The sequence below is a fragment of the Streptosporangium sp. NBC_01469 genome, from assembly GCF_036227305.1.
Classification (GTDB): domain Bacteria; phylum Actinomycetota; class Actinomycetes; order Streptosporangiales; family Streptosporangiaceae; genus Streptosporangium.
Map to the genome: position 1 here is coordinate 8,402,716 of NZ_CP109465.1, position 24,636 is coordinate 8,427,351.

The window sequence follows — 24,636 nt, forward strand, 5'->3', positions numbered from 1 at the left end:
TCCGGCAGGCGGGATCGCTCACGGGGTCGAACTCTGTCCTTCTCCACAACACCCATCACATCGCGCTATTTCACACCATGAACGCGACCGATGCGACGCCCGGGCGGATCGCCCCCGGCCGCGGGCGGGCCGGACAGGCCGTGAACCGGTGGCGCCGAGGACGCCAACGGCACCCACGGTACGCGGCTAGGAGCGGCGGTCCTCCATCTCCCACAGGTGGTCGACGACGTGCCAGGCGATGCGGCGGGCGGCGTAGCGGGCGGGCCAGCCGCCGGGGACCGGCGGACGGCCGTCGGAGGGCCGGGACAGCACCGCGACGAGGTCGGCGCGCATCGCCGCCAGGGCCGACGGCTCACGGACGGGCTTGTGGCGGACACCGATCTTGCGGGCGTACGCGCGCTCGGCGTTGACGACGTGGGCGGCCATCTTGTCGCGGTCCCTGCCACCGCCGCGCGGGCCCTTGCGCAACTCCTCCGGCGAGGTGCTGGTGGTCTCGCCGAAGAGTTCCCAGGCCGCCCCGAGCAGCGCGACGGTCCGGCCCGCCTCGGTCTCGTCCACCGGCTCGGCGTCGAGTGACGGGATCGCCTCGATGGCCCCGAAGTCCGTGGTGGTGCCGCCCTTGGCCCGCTCCACCACCACCGGGTCCTCCGGCTCGAAGACCAGCCCGGCCCGCTCCGCGACCACCCGGTAGCGCGGCGCGTACGTCATCAGCGCATCGAGCGCCTCCTCCTCGGACCGGCCGATCCGGCACCACCCCGGCCACTCCACCGAGCAGGCGAAAACCTTCTTCGGGCCGATCTCCAGGTAAACACGCGTCATGGGCGACAGCATGGCACCCATACCTGACAGCCCACGGCAGGAATGTCCCCGTCAGCGAGAACCCGGAGCGGGAACGACCGTGAGCCCACCCCGATCCCCTTATGCCGATATTTCCAGCGTTCCGGACACTCCCGCCCGGCCGGGCGGACCCTAGTCGATCAGCTCGATCAGGTCCGCGACCGAGTCGACCACCATGGACGGGCGGAACGGGTAGCGATCGACCTGGTCCTTGCTGACGACTCCGCTGAGCACCAGGATCGTGTGCAGCCCGGCCTCCATGCCGGAGACGATGTCGGTGTCCATCCGATCGCCGATCATGGCGGTGCTCTCGCTGTGACCGTCGATGGCCCGCAGCGCGCTGCGCATCATCATCGGGTTGGGCTTGCCCACGAAGTAGGGCTCCACCCCGGTCGCCTTGGTGATCATCGCGGCGACCGCGCCGCAGGCGGGCAGCGACCCCTCGTTCGACGGCCCGACCGGGTCGGGGTTGGTGGCGATGAACCGGGCACCGCCCTCGATGAGCCGGATCGCCCGGGTGATCTGCGTGAAGCTGTACGTGCGGGTCTCGCCGAGGACCACGTAGTCGGGGGCGATGTCGGTCAGGACGTAGCCGACCTCGTGCAGCGCGGTGGTCAGGCCCGCCTCCCCCACCACGTACGCCGAGCCGCCGGGGCGCTGGCCGTCCAGGAACTTGGCCGTGGCCAGCGCGGAGGTCCAGATCGACTCCGGCGGGATCTCCAGACCGGCCGCGCGCAGCCGTACGGCCAGGTCGCGCGGGGTGTATATCGAGTTGTTGGTCAGCACGAGGAACCGCTTGCCCGACTCGCGCAGGCGTCGGATGAACTCGTCGGCACCGGGCACCGGGTGTCCCTCGTGGACGAGGACCCCGTCCATGTCCGACAGCCAGCACTCGATCGGCTTGCGCTCGTCCACCGTTCTCCCCTGTTTGGGCCGGGTACGTACCGGAACAAGAATGACAGGGCCGGGTCGGTCACGCGTCATCAGACCCGTACATCGGAGCATCGCGGAGGTGAACGGTCGTCCACGCGGGCCTCGGGCCACCGCGCGGCCCGCCGGATCCGTTCATCGATCGGCCCCGTACGCCGGGCCGGACGCCCGGTCAGGGCGCGAGTGCCTCCAGCGCGGCCTCCGCCCTGCGCATCGACTCCCCGGGGTCGGCGTCGGGCGATCCGATCTCCGGGTCGAAGTTGAGGTCGTGGAAGACCTCGGTCACCCCCTTGGCCGCGAGCTCGTCGACGTCCCGCCTGATCTCCTCGAACGAGCCGGTCAGCGGCTCGCGGCCGGGCGCTCCCGGAGGACGGACCCGGGTGGCGCCCCGGGTGACGAAGCGCAGCGCCTCGGGATCACGCCCGGCGGCACGAGCCGCCTCCTTGACGATGGAGATCCTCTCGCCGATGCGGCCGAGGTCCTCGCGGCTCGAACTGATCCAGCCGTCCGCCAGCCGCCCCGCGCGCCTCAGCGCCACCTCGGCGGAACCGCCCAGCAGGATCGGTGGCACGACGGGCGGCTTGGGGCCCTGGTGCACGGGGGGCAGCTCGTAGAACTCGCCCTTGTGCTCCACGGTCTCCTCCGTCCACAGGCGCCGCAGCAGCGGGACGTACTCCTCCGCGCGCCGCCCGCGCCGCTCGAGCGGCACCCCGGAGGCGACGAACTCCTCGGGCAGCCACCCCAGGCCGAGCCCCGCGTCCAGCCGCCCGCCGGAGAGCGCCTGCAGGCTCGCCAGCTGCTTGGCCATCAGCGCGGGCGAGGCGAACGGCATGTTGAGCACCGCCACCCCCAGCCGGACGCGGCTCGTGAGGCCCGCCAGGTAGGCGAGCGTGACCACCGGGTCGTGCACGTCGCGATAGGCCGGGCCCATGGGATGGCCCTGCGGGTAGAGCAGGCGCTGGAAGGTCCACAGCTCGTGGTAGCCGAGATCCTCGGCCCCCCGGGCGACCCGCGCCATGTTGCCCGGCGTCGCCCAGGACCCCGAGACCGGCGCCGCGAAACCAATCCTCATACCTCGCACTTTATTCCGCCGGTGGGCGGGACCGCCGACCGGTGGTTCACTTGCCGGATGGACAGCGAGGACCTGATCGACGAACTGCGCCGGATCGGCGCCCGGTACGGCGGTGTGCCCGGCACGGTCCTGCCGACCAGGCCGGACGTGATCATCGTGCGGGCCGGTTCCGTGGTGGTCAAGGCGCACGCGCCGGGTGCGGAGCGGGAACCGCTGGTGGAGCGGATGCGGGCCACCGCGCACCCGGCGCTGCGCGGGATCATGCTCGAACCGGTGACCGAGGAGGTCATCACCGCCGGGGATCGGCTGGTCACCGTCTGGCCGGCCGGGACGCCGGTGGACCACGCGGATCCGGACGCGGCGCCCTGGGAGGCCGCCGCCCGGCTGCTGGCCCGGCTGCACGCCGTACCGGCTCGGGCACTGCCCCCGCTGCGGGCCGCGGGAGGACCGGCGCGGGTGGCCTCGACCGTCGCCCGCCTGGGCGACCGCTCCGCCGCCGAGCTGGCGGTGCGCCGGGCCTTCACCTGCCTGCCCTCCTCCTCACCCGCCGGTACGAACTCCGCCGTCGCGGCTCCCGGCGGCTCCCTCGGTACGGCTGGTGGTTCTTCGGGTACGGCTTCCGGCCTGACCCACGGCGACTGGCACATGGGCCAGATGGTCCGCGCGCCGGACAGGTGGATCCTCATCGACGTCGACGACCTGGGCCTCGGCGACCAGGCCTGGGATCTGTCCAGGCCCGCCGCCTGGTTCGCGGCCGGATTGCTGGAGCCCGAGGTGTGGCAGCGCTTCCTCGGGGCCTACCGCGCCGCGGGCGGGGTCGCCGTCCCGCCGGACGGCGACCCGTGGGGACGGCTGGAGATTCCGGCGCAGGCGATGACCGTGCAGCTCGCGGCGGCCGCGGTGGCCGCCGCGGAACGGGCGGGGCGTCCACTGGACGAGGTGGAGGAGATGCTGGTCGAGGCCTGCCTGAGGATTGTCCGGCATCGAAGCGCCTGCCATAGTGTGCCCACGCAGTAGGTTGTGGTTACTCGGTTACCACGCCAGAACAAGGAGACCAGCCAGATGCAGTGCCCCAAGTGTCGGGGCGCCATGCGCACCTATGAGCGCAACGGCGTCCACATCGACCAGTGTGAGAGCTGTCGCGGAATCTTCCTGGACTACGGCGAGCTCGAGACGCTGACCCGCATGGAGAGCCAGTGGTCGCAGCAGTCCCACGCAGCTCCGCCGCCTCCCCCGCCGCCGCCCGTGCACGGCGCTCCCGGCTACGGCGCTCCCGCCTGGGGTGCACAACAGCACCACGGCGGCCACTACGGCCACCACCGCCAGCGCAGCTGGGTCGGGATGCTCTTCTCGACCTGATCGGCCGAGGCGACACCGAGACCGCGGCCTCGTCACGAGGTCGCGGTCTTCGCGTTCCCGGCGGCCCCGGTTCGCGGCGCCCCCGCCGCCTCGCGGCCTTGCGGGGGTACCGTCGCCCCGACGGGAAGGACACCCCACCGCCCGGCCACCGGCGAGGAACGCGGTCAGGCGGGGAAGTCGCCCGGCTTGACCTTCTTGGGCTTCACGGTGCCCCCGCTCACGGCGTGCAGCGTGATCGTCCAGTCGGTCCAGCGGATCTGGGTCGCGGTGTTGACGGTCCTGAACCGCACGGTCTTGCCGAACTGCTCGAAGGTGCACGACCGGGTGAAGGTGCGTGCCTTCGCGTCCCAGTCCTCGCCGAGGGTGTAGTAGATCTTGTAGCTGCCGTCCCGCACGCCCCGGATCTTGAAGTTGGACTTCTTTCTGACGTACACGGTGACGGCCTTCTTCTTACCGCGTACCAGGACGACGACGGCGTCCTGCTTGGTGCCGTTGCGCAGTTCGAGGTAGGCGCGACCCGGACGCCCCTCGGAGGCGATGAACCTGCCGTTGGACAGCCGGCGATCGCGCTCCTTGGCCGCCTTGACCGGGATGACGCTCGCCGGATACCCGCTCAGCGTCTTGGCGACGTCTTCCACGTCGGACAGCTGGTCCGCCTGGGCCATGCCGGTCAGCACGGCCGGGCCGGTGCACACCCGCTGCTCCTCGGCGTCCTGGCGGGCGGTGTCGAAAGAGGTCCGCAGCCGGCCCAGGGCCTCGACGTAGCTGTCGTGCTGGGCCTTCACCTCGGCGGGAGGGGCGAGGGCGGACAGCCGGGTCACCGCGCCCTCCACCGCGCCGGAGGTCTTCTGCAACTGCTTGCCGAGGGTCTTCAGCCCGCCGGTCGAGGCCAGCTTCTTCACCGCGTCGCGCACCGGGCCGCGCGCCTCCTCCAACTCGGCCCGGTATTCGTCGGGCGTCAGCGTCGCGGCGGCGGGCGAGGAGATCGGGGCGCCGGATCCCTGTCCCGTCCCCACCGTGCCGCCCGCGGTGGCCGGGCCGACCACGGGATCGCCCGGGGACGAGGTGCAGGCGGTCAGGGCCACCAGGGTGACCATGGCACAGGCGAGCAAACGGGGGGAAGTCACCTGCACAACTATCGCCGGATCGATCACTGGGCGTCAAACAGAGCCGGGGAATCGGCAATCTCTGACAGCGCCCCCTCCCTGCCCACGGACAGCCGCCGGGTGACGCGATCGATCCGGGGAACGGCGGGCCGTGACCGATGACGAACGTGATTGATCCCGGGAACGGCGGGCCACGGCCGACGACGAACGCGACCGATCCCCGGAACGGCGGGCCGCAGCCGACGACGAACGCGACCGGGACGTCGGAAAGGCAGGCCGCGGCCGACGACGAACGCGGCGGGGACGTCAACCGAAGGTCAGCCGGCCGGCCGGATCACGAGGAGCGACCGGGGGCGCTTGGTGAACTCCACCTCGCCCGTGACCGTGAACGTCTCTCCGTCGCGCGCCAGCGGCAGCCGTCCCGAGGGCGCGGAGACGCGCAGCGTGTCGGCCTGCCACTGCTGGTAGTGGCGTGACAGCTTCACCCGTCCCGCCAGCAGGCTGAGGAACACCCGCAGCCGGGGCAGCCGGTCGGCGGCGCCGAGCACCCGGATGTCCAACAGGCCGTCCTCCAGGCGCTGCCTCCTGGCGGGGGCTCCGCCGCGCGCCTCGTAGCGGCAGTTGCCCACGAACACCATCCAGACGCGCCGGGGCACACCGTCCACGACAAGATCGACGGGTTGCGCGCCCCCCGGGCCGAACACCTCGGCCATCGCCCAGAGCAGCGCGGGCCACTTGCCGATCCGGCTCTGCCTCCGTTCCCTGCGCTCCACCAGCGCCGGGTAGACGCCCACGCTGGCGGTGTTGACGAACGTCCGGCCCGCGACCTCACCGACGTCGACGGCCACGAGGTCGCCGCTGCGGTAGGCCGTCACGGCCTCCTCCGGGGTCTCCACCCCGAGCGCGCGGGCGAACCGGCCGTGCGTGCTCGCGGGAACGACCAGCAGCGGGGTCGCCCCGCCCGCCGTCTCCTGGGCCGCCAGGTTGACCACGGTGTCTCCCCCGGCCACCGCGAGCACCTTGGCCCGCGAGGCGGCGTCGCGCACGGCGGCCCCGAGGTCGTCGCCCGGTGCCACCTCGACGACCTTGGCCCGGGGGAAGGCCACGCGCAGCGCCTCGGCCGTTCCCGCGACGGCGTCGGCGGAGCCGTCGACCACGGCGATCGCCCCCTCGCCCTCCGGGTCGAGCCGCGCGGACGGCGCCGTGAGGGCGGCGCGCGCCTGTCCCGCCTCACCGGCGTCGGGCCAGATGCGACGGGTGATCAGCCCCGCCGCCACGCCGATCCCGGCTCCGACGAGCACGTCGCCGGGATAGTGCACACCGGTGTAGACGCGGGAGAAGCAGACGGCCGCCGCGAGGAGCGCGACGGGGACCGCGACCACGCGGGGCGCCTCCAGGGCCACGGCCGCGGCGAAGGCGCCGGCGGAGGCGGAGTGTCCCGAGGGGAACGACGCCGACGCGGGCATCTTGATCAACCGGCCGAGCGGGAGCCCCTCGGCCGACGGCCTGTTCCTGCGGAAGGCCTGCTTGCCGACCAGGTTGACCAGCGGGCTGGCGAGGCTGACCGCGAGCAGCCCCCTGGTCGCGGCCCGGCGCAGGGGCCGCCGCCCGCTGACCGCCAGCGCCCCGGCCACCCCGGCCCACAGGAGCGAGTTGTCGGCCGCGCGCGACAGCGCGGGAACGACGCGTTCGAGACCGGGCAACCTCGCGCCCGCCACCATGGCGAACACCCGCCGGTCCAGCCTGCTCAGCCGCGAGCCCAACCGCATGCGCCGCACCCTCCTGCGATGACGAAAAACAATGACGAACCGCAACGACCAACTGCCGCGACGAACGCACGGACAGCCATTCGATTCTGCCGCGTGCCCCCGCGCCCGGCGCGTTTCCGCCGCTCCCATAGTTCTCACCGGAACGGCGCCGACGACGCCTGCCGCGCCCCGCTACTCGTCCGCGGCGCCGCCCGCCGGGGAGGAGAGCACCGGCTCGTGGCCCCTCGCGGCGAGTTCGGCCTCGATCGCGGCGCAGACCGTCTCCGCGACCGTGACGCGGGCCAGGCGCTTGTCGTCGCCGGGGACCACGTGCCACGGCGCCTTCTCGTGGTTGGTGCGGGCGAGCATCTCCTCCACCGCGACCTCGTACTGCGGGCGCTTCTCGCGATTGCGCCAGTCCTCGTCGGTGAGCTTCCAGGCCCGGAGCGAATCGCCGGCCCGATCCTGGAAGCGCCTGAGCTGCTCCTCCTCGGAGACGTGCATCCAGAACTTGACCATGATCATGCCCTCGGCGGCGAGGGTCCGCTCGAACTCCACGATCTCCCCGTACGCGCGGGACCACTGCTCCTCGGTGGCGAAGCCCTCGACCCGCTCCACCAGCACCCGGCCGTACCAGGAGCGGTCGAGCACCGCCATCCCGCCCCAGCCGGGCAGGACCGGCCAGAACCGCCACAGGAAGTGGTGGCGCTTCTCGTCGTACGTCGGCGCCGCGAACTGGGCGACGCGGACGTGGCGCGGGTCCAGCGGGCGCACCAGCCGCTTGATGGCCCCTCCCTTGCCCGAGGCGTCCCAGCCCTCGAAGACCACGCACAGCGGCGGGCCGATGCGCTGCTCGCCGACCTGGCCGCCGAGCATGAGCCGCAGACGGAGCAGGCGGTCCAGCGCGGCGTCGAGGCGCTCGGAGGCCTCCTTCTTGGAGAGTTTCTGCGAAAGGTCGACCTCAGACAGGCGGTTCATGCCGACAAGCCTCGCATGTCTCCGCTCACCTCATGCCGACAAGCCTCGTATGTCCCTGGCTCGCACGGTCCAGGGGAGCGGCCCGGATCTCGCCGCGCGGCGCCGGACCGGGTGCCCTCACACCGGGTGCCCCGGGCGGATTCCGGCGCACGGTGCCTGGCCGAGCGGGACGGGACCGGAGCCGGGCCGGGCAGGACAGGGACGGGTGTGGCCGCCGCGTGCCGTCAGGCCAGGCGGTCCCGGTAGATCTCCCTGGCCCGGCCGATCAGGACGAGGTGGTCGTTGAGCTGCCCGGCGGTCTCGAAGGTGCCCTCCTCGCGCAGCAGCGTCTCCAGGGTGTCCAGCCACTCCAGGCACCAGCCGACGTCCTCGGCCCTGGCCACGTGACGGCCGCCCACATCGAGGTAGACCGGGCTGGTGTGGGCGTACACCTCGCCGGTGAAGGACCGCTCGTGCGGGCCGCCGGTGGCGACGGCGACGACGTAGGTGGGGTCGCCGACGGCCAGTTCTGCGGTCAGCTCGCCGGGCGGTCCCTCGGCCAGCACGCCGTCGGCGGTGCGGATCTCCAGCCGCTCCACCTCCGGGCCGACCGACCTGGCGGTGATCGTGATCCGCTCGCCCGGTGACAGGTCCAGGGTGGCACCGGGGCCGTGACCCGCGGCCGACAGCTCCAGCCAGGGTCCCGTGGTGCCGAAGGTACGACCCCGCCTGACCGCCTCGGCGAACGACGCGGCGGTCAGCGGCCCGTCCACCCGGGCGTAGACGCGCGCCCAGCCGGGCGGGTTGGACTGGTTTCCCCGCCGGGCGAAGGAGACCATCGCGTCGGTGCCCGCGGTGACCGCGATGCGGTTGCCCGCCCCGATCAGGCGCCGGTAGACGGCCGCGGTCGCGGTGATCGAGGTCTGGCTGAGCACGTCCAGGGTGTCGACGAGGCCGAGCGCCGCGTCGGCGACGATCTCCCGGGAGGAGCAGTTGCGCCCCCGCTGCAGCGCCTTGTCCGGAGCGTCGGTGTCGGCGAACGGCGTGTGGAAGGGATGGCTGTAGCCGGTGACGGCCCCCAGGTCGCGGAGCTCCTCGCAGGCGACGCTGTTGGGCGGCCAGTCGGCGGTGCCGAGGAAGCCGGTGTGGAACCGCGAGGGCGGGGCCGAGACGCCGAAGGCGTAGAGGTGGCCGAGCAGGTCGTTGCGGTACTCGACGCCGATCCTGGCCACGTGGGAGGCGTCGGACCAGGGCAGGTCCCGCCCGGCCCAGTGTTCGAGCGCCTCGGAGTCGTAGACCCGCTCGGAGGAGACGTTCCCGGCGACCAGGTTGAGGACGTGCAGGTCCTCGCCGTGCTGCATGATCCCCGCGAGTTCGGGCGTGCCGACCATGTCGCCCGCCCAGTTGAGGTGGACGTGCATGTCGCCGCCGTACCAGCCGAGAGCGGCCGCGTCGTAGAGCCGTTCGGGGGTCAGCTCGACGAGGGTCTCCCCGCCAGGCTCCGGGGTGACCGTGACCTGGGCGGAGCCGTACTCCATGCCCCTGGACACCCGCACGGTCAGCGCCTCGGCCGGGACGTCCAGGATCAGGTCGTCCCCGTGGAAGTAGGGCATCACGTGGTAGTCGTGCCGGTCGGGGGCGCCTTCCGGGTACCAGCCCTGGCCGTGCTCGCCGTACACGCTCCACTTGCACGGCAGTCCCGCGCGCACCCGCAGGCGGGCCGCGGGGGCGGGGCGGGTCAGGGGCGACAGGTCGACCGGTACGCCGTCGGCGACCACCTCGCTCCGGCTCGTGATCTTGATGAGCCGGGCGCCGCCGGGACCGACCACGTGCGCCCGCCCGTCCACCAGCACGGTGGCCGGCTCGGGTCTGGTGGAGTCGACCAGCAACGTCGTGCGCAGGGGCCTGCCGTCCAGCACGGCCCGCGCCCGTGCCCGCAGCGCGGTTCCCCCGTCGGTGAGGCGGAGCGCGGCGAGGTTGTCGAGCACCCTGCCCGCGAGGACGCCGCGGACGACCTCGTCCATGTCCAGCTCGTCGAGCCGGTCCCTTAGCTCCTCGAACGGCGCCCCGGGGTAGCGGGCGCCGAGCATTCCGTAACAGACCTCCCAGAAGCTCGTCGTGCCCATCAGGTAGGCGTCGGTGGCCATGGACTTGACGTAGAAGATGGGATCCTCACCCCAGGTGACGCCGTGCTTGTCCAGCAGCGCCCGGTATTCCCCGAGCGCCCGAGCGACGCTGGGAGGCATGTTCGGATCGTCACACATAGGTCTCCCCGCACGTGGAACGCCAGGTGATCGCCGCTATCGTGACACGCCGGGCACGGGCTGTTGCGGGCAGAAGTCAAGTGGTGAGGGATTCGTCCCTACCAGAGGGACAAAAACGCTCCCGGGGCGGTGAGCATCCTTCCCGGGAGAGGACGACACGTCGGCGAGTCGCGGTCCGCTCCGGAGGCCGGCGCGTCCGCGAGTCGCACCTCACCCCGGGAGAAGCCGTCGCGTCAGCGAGTCGCGGCCTGCCCGTGAGCGGCCTGCGGGGCGCGATCCGCTCCGGGAACCGGCGCGTCCGCGAGTCGCGCCTCACCCCGAAAGAGGCCGGCGCGTCAGCGGGTCGCGGTCCGCTCGGTGGGCGGTTCGGCGCCCGCCGTCGGGGACGTCGTGCCCAGCCGCATCCGCATCGCGTGCTCGACGAGGGCGATGAGCACCTTCTTGCCCGACTCCCGCTGCCTGGCGTCGCACAGCACGATCGGGATGTCCTGGTGCAGGGTCAGCCCGAGCCTGACCTCGTCGAGCTCGTAGCGACGGGCCCCGTCGAAGCAGTTGACCGCGACGATGAAGGGCGTCTCGCGCCGTTCGAAGTAGTCGAGCGAGGGAAAGCAGTCGGCGAGCCTGCGGGTGTCGGCGAGGACCACCGCGCCCAGCGCGCCCAGCGCGAGCTCGTCCCAGAGGAACCAGAAGCGCTCCTGACCGGGCGTGCCGAACAGGTAGAGGCGGTAGTCGTCGCCGATGGTGATGCGGCCGAAGTCCATGGCGACCGTGGTGGTCTGCTTGGTCTCCACGCCCGACAGGTCGTCGACGCCGATACCCCGGTCGCTCAGGGTCTCCTCGGTGCGCAGTGGCTCTATCTCCGAGACCGCGCCGACCAGCGTGGTCTTGCCCGCGCCGAACCCGCCGGCGACCAGAATCTTGATCGCCTTGGGCAGCTTCACACGCCCGGCGTCGCGACTAGAGCGCACGGAGTCCATCGAGCACCGCCCTGTACAGCCTCTCGTCGTGCATGTCCGTCTCCGAATGCGGTTCTTGCATGGCGATGAATCCCTGGTCGAGCAGGTCGCTGAGCAGGACACGGACCGTGCCTGCCGGAAGGTTCGTATGGGCCGCGATCTCCGCGACCGACTGGGCCAGCTGGCAGAGCCTGACGATGGCCAGGCACTCCGGGTCCAGGCCCGGCTCCCTCGACGAGACCTGCCGGATGGTCACCACCAGGGTGATGAGGTCGAACCTGCCGCGGCTCGGTTCGGTCCTGCCTCGCGTCAGGACGTACGGCCTGACGATCGGCCCCGCCTCGTCGCCGACCCACTGGCTCTCTGGCTGCTCGTCGAAGATGCTCATCGTGGACCGTCGCCCCTGAAGGAGGAGTCTGCCGTCCTGGTGGGAGAGGTGAGGTACTGACCCACCCGGGTGACGAGCATGGCCATCTCGTAGGCCACCAGACCGACGTCGGCCTCGGCATTGCAGAACACCGCCAGGCAGGCTCCCTGCCCCGCCGCGGTGACGATCAGGTACGCCGTCCGCATCTCGATGATGGTCTGGCGCATCGGCCCGCCACCGACCCGGTCACTGACTCCCCTGCCCAGACTCTGGATCGCCGATCCGACGGCGGCCAGATGCTCGGCGTCGGCCGGGGAGAACCCCGCCGACGCGGCCAGCAGGAGCCCGTCGGTGGAGAACACGATCCCGTGCTGAGCTTCATCCACCCGCGAGACCAGGTCGTCCAGCAACCAGGCCAGGTCCGTGAAAGATCCTGTTCCCTGCACCACTCGTTGTCCTCTCCATCTGCCTGCCGACGTTCCGTCGCCGGTTCCTGGCGGCTCATCGGCGCCTGCCCGGCACCCGCGACCTGAGATCATCCACTGGGGTCACACCGTCGTCCCGCCCTCGTCCGCGGTATCGCCGTCGCGATCGAGCAGGTGGGCGGCTTCGTCGCGGCCTCGGCGCGTACCCGCCTGGAAGGACGACATGGCCGCGCGGATCATCTCCGGCGAGCGCTCGTCGTCGGCGCCGTCGGCCGGGGGCGGCGGGACCTCCGGCTCGTCCTCCTGCAGGGGGGCGGCGAGGTGGGTCTGGGGAACGCGCCTCGGGAGGCCACCCGGCGTGTGACTGCTGTCGGGCGGGGGCAGCACGGGCGGCAGCGACGCCCCGGAGCCGCCAAGACGCGCGTCGAGGTCCCCACCGCCGGGAACGCCCTGCGAGGCGGGAGATCCGGGGTTCGTGAAGTCGGGCAGGCGGCCGGGCGCCCCGGTCTCGGGCATCTGCCTGAGTGCCGCGGGATCGGCGAAGCGGCCGGGGAACGTCGGGTCGGCGTAGCCCTCCGCGGGCGTGGAATCCGCCGAGTGCCGTCCGGAGGGTGCCTGGTCGGCGCGGCCTCCGGCGAGGCCCGGATCCGTGGAACGGCCGGGCGGCGGGGTGAAGAGATGCCCGGGGTCGGCGGAGCCGCCGGATGAGGGGGGTCCCGAGGGGTGCGACCGGCCGTTGGCGGGCTGCTCGGGCTCCCACGCCTCGGGCCTGGCGCCGGGAACGTGCTCGCTGATGATCTCTCCCTCCGCCTCGACGGCCCGGACGGGGCCACCGGTGATACCCAGCGGGTCACCCACCCGGCCGCGGACCGCGGCGACCGCGGAGGTGGTGCCGTTCATCTCGGTGGTACTCGCCGGGCGCGCCTGCGGCACGCCGACGCCGATGGAGGTCCCCTGCTCCTCCTCGCTGACCAGTTCCTGCGGGATGAGGACGACGACGGTCGTGCCGCCGTACGGGGAGGACTTGAAGGTCACCCGGATGTCGTGCCGTTCGGCCAGGCGGCTGACGACGTACAGGCCCAGGCGGGCGTTGCCGGAGAGCTTGAGCTCCGGCGGGTTGGCGATCCGCTCGTTGGCCTCCGCGATGTCCGCGGGGCTCATGCCCAGGCCCCGGTCCTCGATCTCCAGCGCGTAGCCGTGGGCCACGAGGTATCCGCCGACCTGCACCGTCGTGTAGGGCGGGGAGAAGGAGGCCGCGTTCTCGACGAGCTCGGCGATCAGGTGGATGACGTCGCTCACGGCCCTGCCGTCCAGCGAGACCTCTCCCAGGGGCATCACGTCGACCCGGGTGTAGTCCTCGATCTCGGCGAGGGAGCCGCGGACCACGTCGATCATCGGGACCGCGTCGCGCCAGGCGCGGCCCGGCGCCGCGCCGGAGAGCACGAGGAGGTTCTCCGCGTAGCGGCGCATGCGGGTCGCCAGGTGGTCGAGCCGGAACAGGTCGCGCAGCTCCTGCGGATCGTTCTCGCGCCGCTCCATGACGTCGAGCACGCTCAGCTGGCGGTGCACCAGCGACTGGGTGCGACGGGCGAGGTTGCGCAGGATGTCGGCGATGTCGCGGCGCAGCTGGGCCTGCTCCACGGCGACCTTGATGGCGGTCCGCTGCACGGCGTTGAACGCCTGGCCGACCTGCCCGATCTGGTCGTCTCCGAACTTGAGGGGAGGGGCCTCCGCCGCGACGTCCACCACCTGGCCGTGGCCGATCCGCTCGACCACGGCGGGCAGCCGCTCGTTGGCGAGTTCCCAGGCGGCGGCCCGCAGCTTCTCCAGCTGCTGGACCAGGGCGCGGGCCGTGGTGATGGCCAGGACGACCGAGGCGATGACGGCCACGAGGCCCAGGCCGCCGGCCAGCGCGAGCCGCACGATGACGCCGACGGCGACCGGGCCCGACCGCTCGACCACTCCGCTACCGGCCGTGAGCACGGCCTCGGTGAACCTGGTCTGCGCGGGCTGGGCGTCGGAGCTCCACCGCGTGACGTCGATCACTCCGGCCGACACCACGTTCGGGTCCTCGATCAGCTGGTTCTCCATGACGCGCAGCCGGGTGAACTGCTCGCCGGCGACCATCCGCCGGTGGGCCTCCTGGTCGGCGACGGGCAGCTCGGCCACCGCCTGGTCGGTGAGGAAGCGCCGCGTGCCGACCATCTGCGTGAACCTGACCTGCTCCCCCTCGGCGAACCGGCCCGCCGTCAGGGCGCCCATCACCAGGGCGTCCTCCTGGGACAGCATGTCCCTGGCCCGGTTCATCGCGATGAGCGTGCGGGTGTCCTTGGCGAGTTCCTCGTCGTCCAGCGTCGCCAGCGAGTCGTAGACGCGGAAGATCGAGTCAACGATGTCGGTGAACTCCGTGGCCGTCCAGGTCCGGTTGACCCGGCCGGCGTCGATCGCCTTGCGCGCGGCGGGCAGACTGTCCATCAACCGGCGGGTCTCGCCGATGCGGCGCTCCAGGGCGGGACTTCCCAGCAGTTCCACGCCGCCGCCGCCGGTGAGTTCCCGGAAGTTCGCGTCGGCGGCGTCGGTGCGCTTCCGCTGGGAGGCCATCGCCTCGCGCCGCTGGCGTTCCCCGCCGATCGAGCCCAGGGTGATCGCGGTCAGCCGCCGCTCGGCCTGCAGCTCGACGATGAGCCGCTCGCTCGGGTTGGCCACCTCGGTGTTGAGGGTCGCCACGCCCAGCATGTTCAGACCATCACGGACCGTTACCCATGCTGTGAACGCCCAGAGCGCGGTGAGCGACACCAGAAGTGCCGTGACCTTGGTCCGCAAGCTCGCGTTACGCAAGCGCATGGTATCCACCCCGGGAAGCAGAAAGAAAATAGACGGCATTTTTCGTGGCGGTTGACACAGACTGGTCAAACAGGTCAAACGGTCGCCACATCGCTGGGATCAGCAGGACATCCCACATCACACCCGCCGAACCCTAGCAATGTCACTAAAAACCCTCAAGGCGGATAGAGTAGATGCGCCCTTGTGTCCTGTTTTGAATTCACGGTCAATTTTCAATACGAGTCATCCTCGGGAATGGCGAGCGCGCGTCGCGCCAGGTGAAGCGCGCCCAGAACGGCCGCCCTGACGATCGCCACCGGCAGGTACAGGTCCTTGTCGACCCAGAGCGACGGCGCCCGGCCGTCGCGGGCGGCCAGCAGATGGCGGTATCCGCGCTCCACGGCCTCCCGCCACCGCCCGTCCCGCGCCGCGCCGGCCAGCAGCAGGGTCTGCAGCGCGTAGGCGGTCTCCTCGGCGGTGCCCTCCCAGCGGCCCCACGACCCGTCCTCGCGCTGGGTGCCGAGCACCCAGTTCACGGCGTCGCCCACCGCGCCCGCCGACTTCCCGCCGCCGAACTCGCGCAGCGCGATCGCGCAGCAGGCCGTGGCGTAGTACGGCGAGACGTGCCAGCGGTCCGTCCAGTTGCCGTCCACCTCCTGGCGGTCACGCAGCCACGCCGCCAGCTTCGCGACGACGGCCGCGTGCCGGGGCTCTCCCCCGCGGCGGCGCAGGTACTCACCGAAGGCGTCGAGCACGTGCGCGTTGGTCGTCGGGGACATCCCCTCCTCCCCGCGCCAGGTGCAGAAGTGGGTCTCCAGCTCGAACGGCCACAGCCCCTCCGGCTCTCGCGGCTCGCCGAGCAGCGCCAGCGCGTACAGGGCGACGGAGGTGGTGTCGGCGTCGGCGGGCAGGCCGGGACCCGTGGCGACCCCCTCGGGGCCGAGGCCGTCCCGCAGGCTCGCGACCAGCTCCGGCGGCACGTCCACCGGGATTCCCGCACGCCGCAGCCAGCTCAGCGTCCAGCCGCGCTCGAACACGGCGATGGGGAGGGCGCACGGCATCGGCCCGCCCGAGGAGGCCACGACGGCCTCCAGGTACCGCCGTACGGCCGCCTCGTCCCCGGCCCTCCGCGCGGCACGCTCCTCGGCTCCGGCTCCGGCTCCGGCTCCGGGGTCGGGCGGCGCGGCCAGCCAGGCCGCGCTCGCCCCGGGCGAGGCCCCGACGGCCGCCATCCCGCCGGGCATCGGCGTGGGGAGGATCCCGGAGGCGGCCGTCGCCTCCGGGCCCGCGACCTCGAGGGCGTGGACCAGTTTCTGCGGGATCGGCGCGCCCGACACCAGCCACGCCCTGACGGCCGCCAGCTTGGCGCCGCTCATGCCCGGGGGCGGTTTCGGCCCCTCTCCGTCGAGGTGACCGTCGATCAGGGCGAGCAGGGACGCCACGATGAGCTCGATCGCGGGCGTGTCCGGCGGCCAGGTCGCCTGGAAGGACCAGTTCCAGATGGCCTCCAGCCCGCGGTCGGCGGCCTTGGCGAGGAGGGCGTGGCCGGAGGAGGTGTCGCGCCCGAGCTCGGCGAGGAGTGCCTCGACCGCGCTCAGGGTGGGGACGAGGGCGTGGTCACCGGCCGGCGACCAGCCGCCGTCCGGCCGCTGGGTGGCGAGCAGGAACTCGACCCGCTCGGCGTGCCCGGTCAGCCACGGCGCCAGGCTCACCACCCGGCCGGTCTCGTACGGGGAGGCGGACACCTGGCCCCATGGCTCGGCCAGCAGCCCGGCGACCAGTTCGCGTGCCTCGGCGGCCACGTCGGCCCCGGCGTCGATCTCCACGCGCCTCTCGGTACGGATGCCGACGCCGGCCTCCGTGCCGGGTTTCGTGAGGGTGAACAGGCGGTCGACGCTCATAACGTCCCCCAGTAGTCACCGAACTGGTAGAAACCAGCGCAGAAGTCCATCTGCCGTTCCATGTAGCCCGCCAGCTCCGGGTGGGCGGTTCGCAGCGGGGCGACCAGCTCCCGGCTCCGGGTCGCGAGCCCGGCGATCCGCCGCTCCACCTCCGCGCGGTCCACACCGAGCAGCAGGACGTTGAGATCTCCCCAGGCGACGTCCCGCTCGTAGGTGCCCAGGTCGTTGAGAAGGCGGATGACCCGTTGCACGGCCCAGCCGGCCTCGCGCAGCGCGTCGACGTCCGCGACCGCGCCGGGGCCCGTGACATGGATCCAGTGGGCGGCGAACGCGTAGGAGAAGCCGAGGTTGTCGGCGTTGCCGAGATACTCCTCGTAGGTCGGCGTGACCTTGTCGGTCTTCCAGCGCCACTCCGTGAGCATCCCGCCCAGCATGCGCTCCAGCTCGTCGCGCCAGACCGGCCCGAGCTCGGGGAACGCGGGCGAGGCCGCGAGCTCGTCGCGGATGTCGCCGAGCATGCGGGTGAGGTCGTCACCGGGGACCGGCGGGGCCCCGCCGGCCACGTCCAGGCACCGCCGGGCGATGTCCTCCACCTCGGGCAGCGAGGTCGCGACGTAGTCGACGAGCCAGTCCAGGCCGAACGCCCAGAGGGAGACCTTGTTCGCCATCCGCAACTGCTCGGCGCCGAACCAGGGGCCGCCGAACGCCATGGCCAGCGAGAGCGTGCTGTACAGGGCCGCGTCGAACGGCTTGGCGGAGAACAGGCCGGGATAGGTCTCCGCCCACTCGCGCATGTCCCGCTGGGACCGCCCGGCGCGGGCGCAGATCGCCCCGGCCTCCCTGGCGTCCGACCGGACACCGGGATCGAGCCGGGCATCCGAACCGGACCTGAGGCCGGGATCGGACGGGACGTCGGAATCGGACCGGGCATCCGAACCGGACCGGACGCCGGGATCGGGCTGGATTGTCATCGCAGGGCCCCGCTCCGGTCACGTCCGTTGAAGGACACGCCCAGCGCGACCTTCTGCCGGGGACGCAGCGAGGCGGCCCAGCCCGTGTCGAACGGCCCCGGGGTGCGCACCGACATCCGGAACCGGCTGAGGATGCTCGCGACCACGAGCGGCGCCTCGACGTAGAACAGGGGCTCGCCCAGGCACCTGTGCGGGCCGCCCCCGAAGGGGAAGTAGGAGTATCTGTGCCTGCGCTCCTCGCCCTCGGACTTCTCCGGCGCGAACCGCTCGGGGTCAAACTCGTCCGGGCGCTCCCAGAACTCCCCCAGCCGCTGCGTGGCGTACGGGGTGACCAGCACCGACGATCCGGCCTTGATCTGTACGCCGCCGATCTCCGCGTCCTCCACGACCCTGCGGGGGAGAAACCAGCCCGCCGGGTACAGGCGGAGGGTCTCCTGCAGGACCATGCGCGTGTAGACGAGGCGGGGAATGTCCTCGGGCACGGCCGGCCCGTCGCCGACCACCTCGTCGATCTCCGCCTGGAGCCTGGCCGCCACGTCCGGGTGCTGCTCGAGCAGCAGCCACAGCCAGGTGAGGACCATCGCGGTGGTCTCCGACGACGCGGCGTACACGCTGACCAGCGCGTCGCGGATCTGCTTCTCGGTGAGCTTCTCACCGTTCTCGTCGACGGACCGGCAGAGCACGGAGATGACGTCGACGTTGTCGTCGGGTTCGGCCATCGCCTTTCTCACGACGGGGAACACCACGTCGTCGATCGACTGGACGGCCTTCAGAAAGGTCCGGTCGCCGGGTATCCGCATGAAATACGGCATGAACGGCATGAGAATTCGATAGACGAGCGAATAGGACGCCTGTTCGAAAGCGGGGATAATGCGTTCCCCGTCCTCCCGGCTCAGCTTGTCCCCGAACAGCACCCGATTGACGATGTAGCTGAGGATCCTGGACATCTCCGTGGCCGCGTCGAAGTCCCGCCCCGACCGCACGTACTCGTCCCATTCCTCGACGCGCCCGGCGACGCGCCTGGACACCTCGTCGGCGATCGTGGCGACGTACCGCGCGGTGAACAGGGGCTGCAGGACCTTCCTGCTGTTCTGCCAGTGTTCGCCGTCGCTCATGATGCTGTGCCCGAAGAGCCGCTCCAGGGGCCGCCAGAACATCCCCAGGCGCTGGTGCTTCGTCCATTCGAGACGCATTACCTTCTGGACGTGGTCGGGATGGGTGATCAGGTATGGACGGAAGGGTCCCAGTTCCAGTCGGAGGACCTCTCCCCGCGCCTCCCGCGCGAACTCGGCGAGCGCGCCCGCCGGTTCGCGGAGGAGCTTCGGCAGGGCCCGGTGCAGCGGAATGGATCTCACCCGACGGCCGGGACGGGCGTGCACGTCCATAGACATAGGTAAACGTCTCCCACCTCGTGTGACGTGAATTCACGCAGCACGAGACAACCGCCCGCGCGGGTGAGCGCGGCGGTGTTCGAAAACGGGACATCCCACATGTCCCGCTCCCACCCGGGGCGTGGATCAGGACTGGTCAACCAACAGATCAGGACCGATCGGCCGACAATCCCCTGGGACGCTCCGGGCCTCCTCGCCTGTCTCATTCTGCGTTTTACACGCTAAAGCGCATCACATCACAAGATTAGTTAATCTTCGCACGAAGTATCACATGACCCGATAGAAGTGATCAAGCGCGTATAGAATATAAATCTTGCCACTTCCGGACACGAGTCTCGTTAACATGTGCTTAACATGAGCGCTTAAATGGCGGATCAGCCGCTAATCGTGCGATGACCTGGAGTGACCCAGAGTGACGGAGGGCTCGCGCCCGGATCCGTCAGCCGCCCCTGGTGAAGGCCACGAGGACCGTCAGCCACCCTTGGTGAAGGCCGCGAGGATGCGGTCGGCGGCCAGCGACGGGGTGAGGGCACCCTCCTGGACCTCGCGTTCGACCTCGCCGACGATCGCCGCGACCTCGGGGTGCTCGCGGAGCCGGGTGAGCAGCCTGTCGGTGATCAGGGCCCAGGTCCAGCGGACCTGCTGGTGGCGGCGGCGCTCGGCGAGCTCCCCCGAGGCCTCCAGGGCGTCGCGGTGCCGGACGACCTGCCGCCAGAGCTCGTCCAGCCCGCTGCCGGTCAGCCCGCTACAGGTGAGCACCGGGGGCGTCCGCTCCGCGCCCAGCAGGCGGAGCGCTCCCGCGAGCTCCCTGGCGGCCTTGCGCGCGTCCAGTTCGTGGGAGCTGCCCTCGGAGCCGTCGGCCTTGTTGATCGCGATCACGTCGGCCAGCTCCAGCACCCCCTTCTTGATGCCCTGGAGCTGGTCGCCCGTCCTGGCCAGGGTGAGCAGCAGGAAGGTGTCGACCATGTCGGCCACGGCGGTCTCGGACTGCCCGACGCCGACGGTCTCCACGAGGACGACGTCGTATCCGGCCGCCTCCACCACGACCATCGCCTCGCGGGTCGCCCTGGTGACCCCGCCCAGGGTGCCCGAGGTGGGCGAGGGGCGGATGAAGGCGGCCGGATCGACCGCCAGGCGGGACATCCGCGTCTTGTCGCCCAGGATGCTCCCGCCCGTACGCGTCGAGGACGGGTCGACGGCGAGCACCGCCACCCGGTGCCCCTCCCCCGTCAGCCGGGTGCCGAGCGCGTCGATGAACGTGGACTTGCCTACACCGGGCACGCCGGTGATGCCGACCCTGCGCGCCGCGCCGCCGAGCGGGGTCAGCTCGACGAGCAGCCGCTGGGCCAGGTCCCTGTGGTCGGCCCTGGACGACTCCACCAGCGTGATCGCCCGCGCGATCCACGCCCTGGACCCCTCCTTCACCCCCTGGACGTAGTCGTCAAGCGTCCGCGTCATGGCCCAGCCGGGTGAGCAGGTCCGCCAGCAGTCCCCGGGCGGCGTCGGCGATCACGGTGCCGGGCGGGAAGATCGCGCTCGCGCCCGCCGCGCGCAGCGCGTCGAAGTCGCCCGGCGGGATGACCCCGCCGACCACGATCATGATGTCGTCGGCGCCCAGCGCGGCCAGCGCCTCGCGGAGGGCGGGTACGAGCGTGAGGTGCCCGGCGGCCAGCGAGTTCACGCCGATCACGTGCACGTCGGCCTCGACCGCCTGGCGGGCGACCTCGTCGGGCGTCTGGAACAGCGGGCCGACGTCCACGTCGAAGCCGAGGTCGGCGAAGGCCGTGGCGATCACCTTCTGGCCCCGGTCGTGGCCGTCCTGGCCCATCTTCGCCACCAGGATGCGGGGGCGGCGGCCCTCCAGGCGCTCGAACTCGGCGCAGGCCGCGCGGACTCCGTCCACGCCGGATCCCACCTCCTCGCGATAGACCCCGGTGATCGTACGGATCTGCGCCGCGTGCCGCCCGAACACCCGCTCCAGCGCGTCGGAGATCTCCCCGACCGTGGCCATCGCACGGGCCGCCTCGATCGACAGCGCGAGGAGGTTCCCGTCGCCCGCGGCGCCCTTGGTGAGGGCCGTGAGCGCCTCCTCCACCCGGCCGGGATCGCGTTCCTCGCGCAGGCGGCGCAGCTTGTCGAGCTGCTGGGCGCGTACGGAGGTGTTGTCGACCTTGAGCACGTCGATGGGCTCGTCGGCGTCCGGCCGGTACTTGTTGACGCCGATGACCGGCTGGCGCCCGGAGTCGATGCGCGCCTGGGTGCGGGCGGCGGCCTCCTCGATGCGCAGCTTCGGCAGCCCCTGGTCGATCGCCCTGGCCATGCCCCCGGCGGCCTCGACCTCCTCGATGTGACCCCAGGCCCTGGTGGCCAGCTCGTGGGTGAGCCGCTCGACGTAGTAGGAGCCGCCCCAGGGGTCGATCACCCGGCAGGTGCCCGACTCCTGCTGCAGCAGCAGCTGGGTGTTGCGGGCGATCCGCGCGGAGAAGTCGCTGGGCAGGGCCAGGGCCTCGTCGAGGGCGTTGGTGTGCAGCGACTGGGTGTGGCCCTGGGTCGCGGCCATCGCCTCGACGCAGGTGCGGACGACGTTGTTGTAGACGTCCTGGGCGGTCAGCGACCAGCCGGAGGTCTGCGAGTGGGTCCGCAGCGAGAGCGACTTGGGATTCCTCGCCCCGAACCCGGCCACCAGCCGCGCCCAGAGCAGCCGTGCCGCCCGCAGCTTGGCGACCTCCATGAAGAAGTTCATACCGATGCACCAGAAGAACGACAGGCGCGGCGCGAACCTGTCGACGTCCAGGCCCGTCTCGACCCCCGCCCGCAGGTACTCCACCCCGTCGGCGAGGGTGTAGGCGAGCTCCAGGTCGCACGTGGCCCCGGCCTCCTGGATGTGGTAACCGGAGATCGAGATCGAGTTGAACTTCGGCATCCTCTCGCTGGTGTACGCGAAGATGTCGGAGATGATCCGCATCGAGGGGCCCGGCGGGTAGATGTAGGTGTTGCGGACCATGAACTCCTTGAGGATGTCGTTCTGGATGGTCCCTGCGAGCTGCTCGGGGGCCACCCCCTGCTCCTCGGCGGCCACGACGTAGAGCGCGAGCACCGGGAGCACCGCGCCGTTCATGGTCATCGACACGCTCATCCTGTCGAGGGGGATCCCGTCGAACAGCTGCCGCATGTCGTAGATGGAGTCGATGGCCACGCCCGCCATGCCGACGTCCCCGGCCACGCGCGGGTGGTCGGAGTCGTAGCCCCGGTGGGTGGCCAGGTCGAAGGCGACGGAAAGGCCCTTCTGCCCGGCGGCCAGGTTGCGCCGGTAGAAGGCGTTGGACTCGGCCGCGGTGGAGAATCCGGCGTACTGGCGGATGGTCCAGGGCTGGTTGACGTACATGGTCGGGTACGGGCCGCGCAGGTAGGGGGCCGCACCGGGGTAGGTCTCCAGGAAGTCGAGCCCGGCCAGGTCGGCGGCGGTGTAGAGCGGCTTGACGCCGATCCCCTCGGGTGTCTCCCACACCAGGTCCCCGGGATCGCTCCCGGTGGCCTCCCGCACGGATCGCGCCCAGCCCGCCAGGCCGGGGCCGGGAGCCGCCGGTCGCGTGCCGAGCTCGATGTCGGAGAAGTCGGGAATCATCGAGCCACCCCCAGGTCGTCGAAGGTCGTCCGGAGCACGGCGAGCGCGTCGCATCCCACGTAAAGGTTGGCGTCCACGCCCTCGAAGTCTCCCTTCCCCGCCAGCCACACCTTTATCGCCCCCGCGCCTCTCAGCGCGGCGGCCACCGCCTCGGCGTGCCCGGCGTACAGCCGGTCGCTGGAGCACAGGCAGGCGATCCTCGCCCCGCCGGCGGCGAACGCGGCGGCGATCTCGCCGGGATCCGTGACGGCGCCGCCGGTCACGGTGGCGATGCCACCCGCCTGGAACAGGTTGGCCGCGAACGACGCCCTGGCGGTGTGCGAGGCCACCGGGCCGATGGTCGCCAGGAAGACCCTGGGCCGGGTCTCCTGGGCGTCGGCCAGGTCGCGCAGCGCCTCGAACTCCTGCGCGTAGTGCACCCCGGTGCTCCCCGCGGTGCTCCCCGCGGGCCTGGCCCGCCTGCTGAGCGGCCTCTCGGCCAGGTCGGGGAACTCGCTGACGCCGGTGATCGGGTCGCGGCGCCTGGCGATCCCCTCCGAGTGCCGCTCCCAGGTGGCGGCGAGCCGTCCCGCGACGAACCCGGAGGCGAGGGCGTCGGCCATGCCCCCGGCGCGCTCGATCTCCTGAAACCACTCCCAGGCCTTGACCGCCAGGTCCTCGGTGAGCCGCTCCACGTAGAAGGAGCCTCCGGCCGGGTCGATCACCCGGGCCACACCGGCCTCCTCCACCAGCAGCGACTGGGTGTTGCGCGCGATGCGGCGGGCGAAGGCGTCCGGCAGGCCGAGGCGGGCGTCGAAGGGCTGCACGGTCACCGCGTCGGCCCCACCGGCCCCGGCCGCGAAGCAGGCGAGCGTGGTACGGAGCATGTTCACCCACGGGTCGCGGGCGGTCATCATCGCCGAGCTGGTCACCGCGTGCTGCCGCTGCGCCGCGCCGGGAACGCCGGGAACGCCGGGAACGCCGGAGACACCGCACACCTCGGCGACGCGCGCCCAGAGCCTGCGGGCGGCCCTGAGCTTGGCGACGGTGAGGAACTGGTCGGCGGTGGCGGCGTACCGGAACTCCAGCTGCCCGAACGCCTGCTCCATCGCGAGGCCCGCGCCGGTCAGGGTCCGCAGCGCGGCGACCCCGGCGGCGACGGAGCAGCCGAGCTCCTCCGCGTCTCCACCGCCCGCGTCGTGGTACGGCGTGGCGTCCACGACGACCGCCCTGAGCCCCGGGTGGTCCCCGACGCAGCGGCGGGCCAGCTCGATCGCGGTCCGCTCGTCGGCGAGGACGTCGGCGCCCAGGTTCCCGGTGAGCGTCCCGGACCCGCCGAGTGTCCCGGACCCGCCGAGCCCCCCGGAGGCCCCGGACCCGCCGGGCGCCGCGGATCCCCGTTCCCCGGCCAGCGTGAGAAGCACCTCGGCCGCCTCGCGGGTCCGCTTGCCCGCGTCGAGCGTGACCGAGATCAGGTTGAGGTGGACCCGCTCCAGGGCGCGGGGCAGGTCCTCGGGGTCGAGGGCGAGCCACAGCGAGTTCACGCCGTTCTCCAGGTCCGCGAGGATCGCCTCGGGATCGGGCACCTCGTGGCGCTGCCGCACCTCCCAGCCGCCCTCGGGACGGGAACCGCGGAGGTAGGGGGCGGCTCCGGGAAGGCCGGGATCGCCGGGCAGGTCGGACGCGTCGTAGATCGGCGCGATCGTCACGCCGTCGTAGGTGGTGGAGGCCAGCGCCTCCTCCGGAGAGCCGGTCTCGACCCCGGACTTGCGCAGCACCCCGAGCGCCAGCTCCCGCCACCGGTCACGGGTGACCGGTGGGAACTCGGCGGCCGATCGAGACTCCTCAGGCGGCACGGTCATGCACCGGATCCTAAGCTCCGCCCCGCCGGGAACTCCCCCCGGGTTCCGGACGGATACCAACAC

The 24,636-nt window shown here is 71.9% G+C and carries 19 protein-coding genes; 2 read left to right on the forward strand and 17 right to left on the reverse strand.

Annotated features, from left to right (window positions below):
• Positions 1-186: 186 nt before the first annotated feature.
• The 3 genes from OG587_RS36525 to OG587_RS36535 form a co-directional block, all read right to left on the reverse strand.
• Positions 187-819: a hypothetical protein gene (locus OG587_RS36525; protein WP_329083361.1), complete on the reverse strand. Its 633-nt coding sequence runs from the start codon at positions 817-819 to the stop codon at positions 187-189.
• 150 nt (positions 820-969) lie between these two features.
• Positions 970-1,752 (reverse strand): HAD-IIA family hydrolase, encoded by a 783-nt coding sequence (locus tag OG587_RS36530; protein WP_329083362.1) that lies wholly within the window; start codon positions 1,750-1,752, stop codon positions 970-972.
• A gap of 187 nt (positions 1,753-1,939) precedes the next feature.
• Positions 1,940-2,839, reverse strand: a complete 900-nt coding sequence (locus OG587_RS36535) for a TIGR03619 family F420-dependent LLM class oxidoreductase (RefSeq protein WP_329083363.1) — start codon at positions 2,837-2,839, stop codon at positions 1,940-1,942.
• A gap of 57 nt (positions 2,840-2,896) precedes the next feature.
• On the opposite strand from OG587_RS36535, the gene OG587_RS36540 reads away from it, so the two are divergent.
• Together OG587_RS36540 and OG587_RS36545 are read left to right on the forward strand one after the other, a co-directional pair.
• Positions 2,897-3,856: a phosphotransferase gene (locus OG587_RS36540; protein WP_329083364.1), complete on the forward strand. Its 960-nt coding sequence runs from the start codon at positions 2,897-2,899 to the stop codon at positions 3,854-3,856.
• Positions 3,857-3,901: 45 nt separating this feature from the next.
• Positions 3,902-4,198 carry a TFIIB-type zinc ribbon-containing protein gene (locus OG587_RS36545; protein ID WP_329083365.1) on the forward strand — a complete coding sequence of 99 codons (297 nt, stop codon included), beginning with the start codon at positions 3,902-3,904 and terminating at the stop codon, positions 4,196-4,198.
• Between the two features lie 164 nt (positions 4,199-4,362).
• On the opposite strand, the gene OG587_RS36550 is transcribed toward OG587_RS36545, so the two are convergent.
• The 14 genes from OG587_RS36550 to OG587_RS36615 all read right to left on the reverse strand — a co-directional run bounded on the left by OG587_RS36550 (position 4,363) and on the right by OG587_RS36615 (position 24,573).
• Positions 4,363-5,325: a hypothetical protein gene (locus OG587_RS36550; RefSeq protein WP_329083366.1), complete on the reverse strand. Its 963-nt coding sequence runs from the start codon at positions 5,323-5,325 to the stop codon at positions 4,363-4,365.
• Between the two features lie 296 nt (positions 5,326-5,621).
• Positions 5,622-7,073: a bifunctional phosphatase PAP2/diacylglycerol kinase family protein gene (locus OG587_RS36555; protein ID WP_329083367.1), complete on the reverse strand. Its 1,452-nt coding sequence runs from the start codon at positions 7,071-7,073 to the stop codon at positions 5,622-5,624.
• 171 nt (positions 7,074-7,244) lie between these two features.
• Positions 7,245-8,030, reverse strand: coding sequence for a polyphosphate kinase 2 family protein (locus OG587_RS36560; protein WP_329083368.1), 786 nt, complete (start codon positions 8,028-8,030; stop codon positions 7,245-7,247).
• 224 nt (positions 8,031-8,254) lie between these two features.
• Positions 8,255-10,255: a CehA/McbA family metallohydrolase gene (locus OG587_RS36565; RefSeq protein ID WP_329083369.1), complete on the reverse strand. Its 2,001-nt coding sequence runs from the start codon at positions 10,253-10,255 to the stop codon at positions 8,255-8,257.
• Between the two features lie 353 nt (positions 10,256-10,608).
• The gene (locus OG587_RS36570) at positions 10,609-11,250 is read right to left on the reverse strand and encodes a GTP-binding protein (RefSeq protein ID WP_329083370.1); all 642 of its coding nucleotides are present in this window, start codon (positions 11,248-11,250) and stop codon (positions 10,609-10,611) included.
• Complete coding sequence (locus tag OG587_RS36575) at positions 11,231-11,617, reverse strand: DUF742 domain-containing protein (protein ID WP_329083371.1); 387 nt, start codon at positions 11,615-11,617, stop codon at positions 11,231-11,233. The genes OG587_RS36570 and OG587_RS36575 overlap by 20 nt, the downstream gene beginning before the upstream one ends.
• Positions 11,614-12,045, reverse strand: coding sequence for a roadblock/LC7 domain-containing protein (locus OG587_RS36580; RefSeq protein WP_329083372.1), 432 nt, complete (start codon positions 12,043-12,045; stop codon positions 11,614-11,616). The genes OG587_RS36575 and OG587_RS36580 overlap by 4 nt, the downstream gene beginning before the upstream one ends.
• 99 nt (positions 12,046-12,144) lie before the next feature.
• The gene (locus tag OG587_RS36585) at positions 12,145-14,865 is read right to left on the reverse strand and encodes a sensor histidine kinase (RefSeq protein WP_329083373.1); all 2,721 of its coding nucleotides are present in this window, start codon (positions 14,863-14,865) and stop codon (positions 12,145-12,147) included.
• Positions 14,866-15,077: 212 nt separating this feature from the next.
• Entirely contained in the window at positions 15,078-16,745 is a 1,668-nt protein-coding gene (locus OG587_RS36590) for a prenyltransferase/squalene oxidase repeat-containing protein (RefSeq protein WP_329083374.1), read from the reverse strand.
• Positions 16,742-17,716, reverse strand: coding sequence for a terpene synthase family protein (locus tag OG587_RS36595; protein WP_329083375.1), 975 nt, complete (start codon positions 17,714-17,716; stop codon positions 16,742-16,744). The genes OG587_RS36590 and OG587_RS36595 overlap by 4 nt, the downstream gene beginning before the upstream one ends.
• Entirely contained in the window at positions 17,713-19,071 is a 1,359-nt protein-coding gene (locus tag OG587_RS36600; RefSeq protein WP_329083376.1) for a cytochrome P450, read from the reverse strand. The genes OG587_RS36595 and OG587_RS36600 overlap by 4 nt, the downstream gene beginning before the upstream one ends.
• Positions 19,072-19,578: 507 nt before the next feature.
• Positions 19,579-20,565 (reverse strand): methylmalonyl Co-A mutase-associated GTPase MeaB, encoded by a 987-nt coding sequence (gene meaB / locus OG587_RS36605; protein ID WP_329083377.1) that lies wholly within the window; start codon positions 20,563-20,565, stop codon positions 19,579-19,581.
• Complete coding sequence (scpA, locus tag OG587_RS36610) at positions 20,549-22,732, reverse strand: methylmalonyl-CoA mutase (RefSeq protein WP_329083378.1); 2,184 nt, start codon at positions 22,730-22,732, stop codon at positions 20,549-20,551. Before scpA ends, meaB begins: the two co-directional genes overlap by 17 nt.
• A complete protein-coding gene (locus OG587_RS36615) occupies positions 22,729-24,573 on the reverse strand; it encodes a methylmalonyl-CoA mutase family protein (RefSeq protein ID WP_329083379.1) in 1,845 nt (614 codons plus the stop codon). The genes scpA and OG587_RS36615 overlap by 4 nt, the downstream gene beginning before the upstream one ends.
• Between the last annotated feature and the right edge of the window lie 63 nt (positions 24,574-24,636).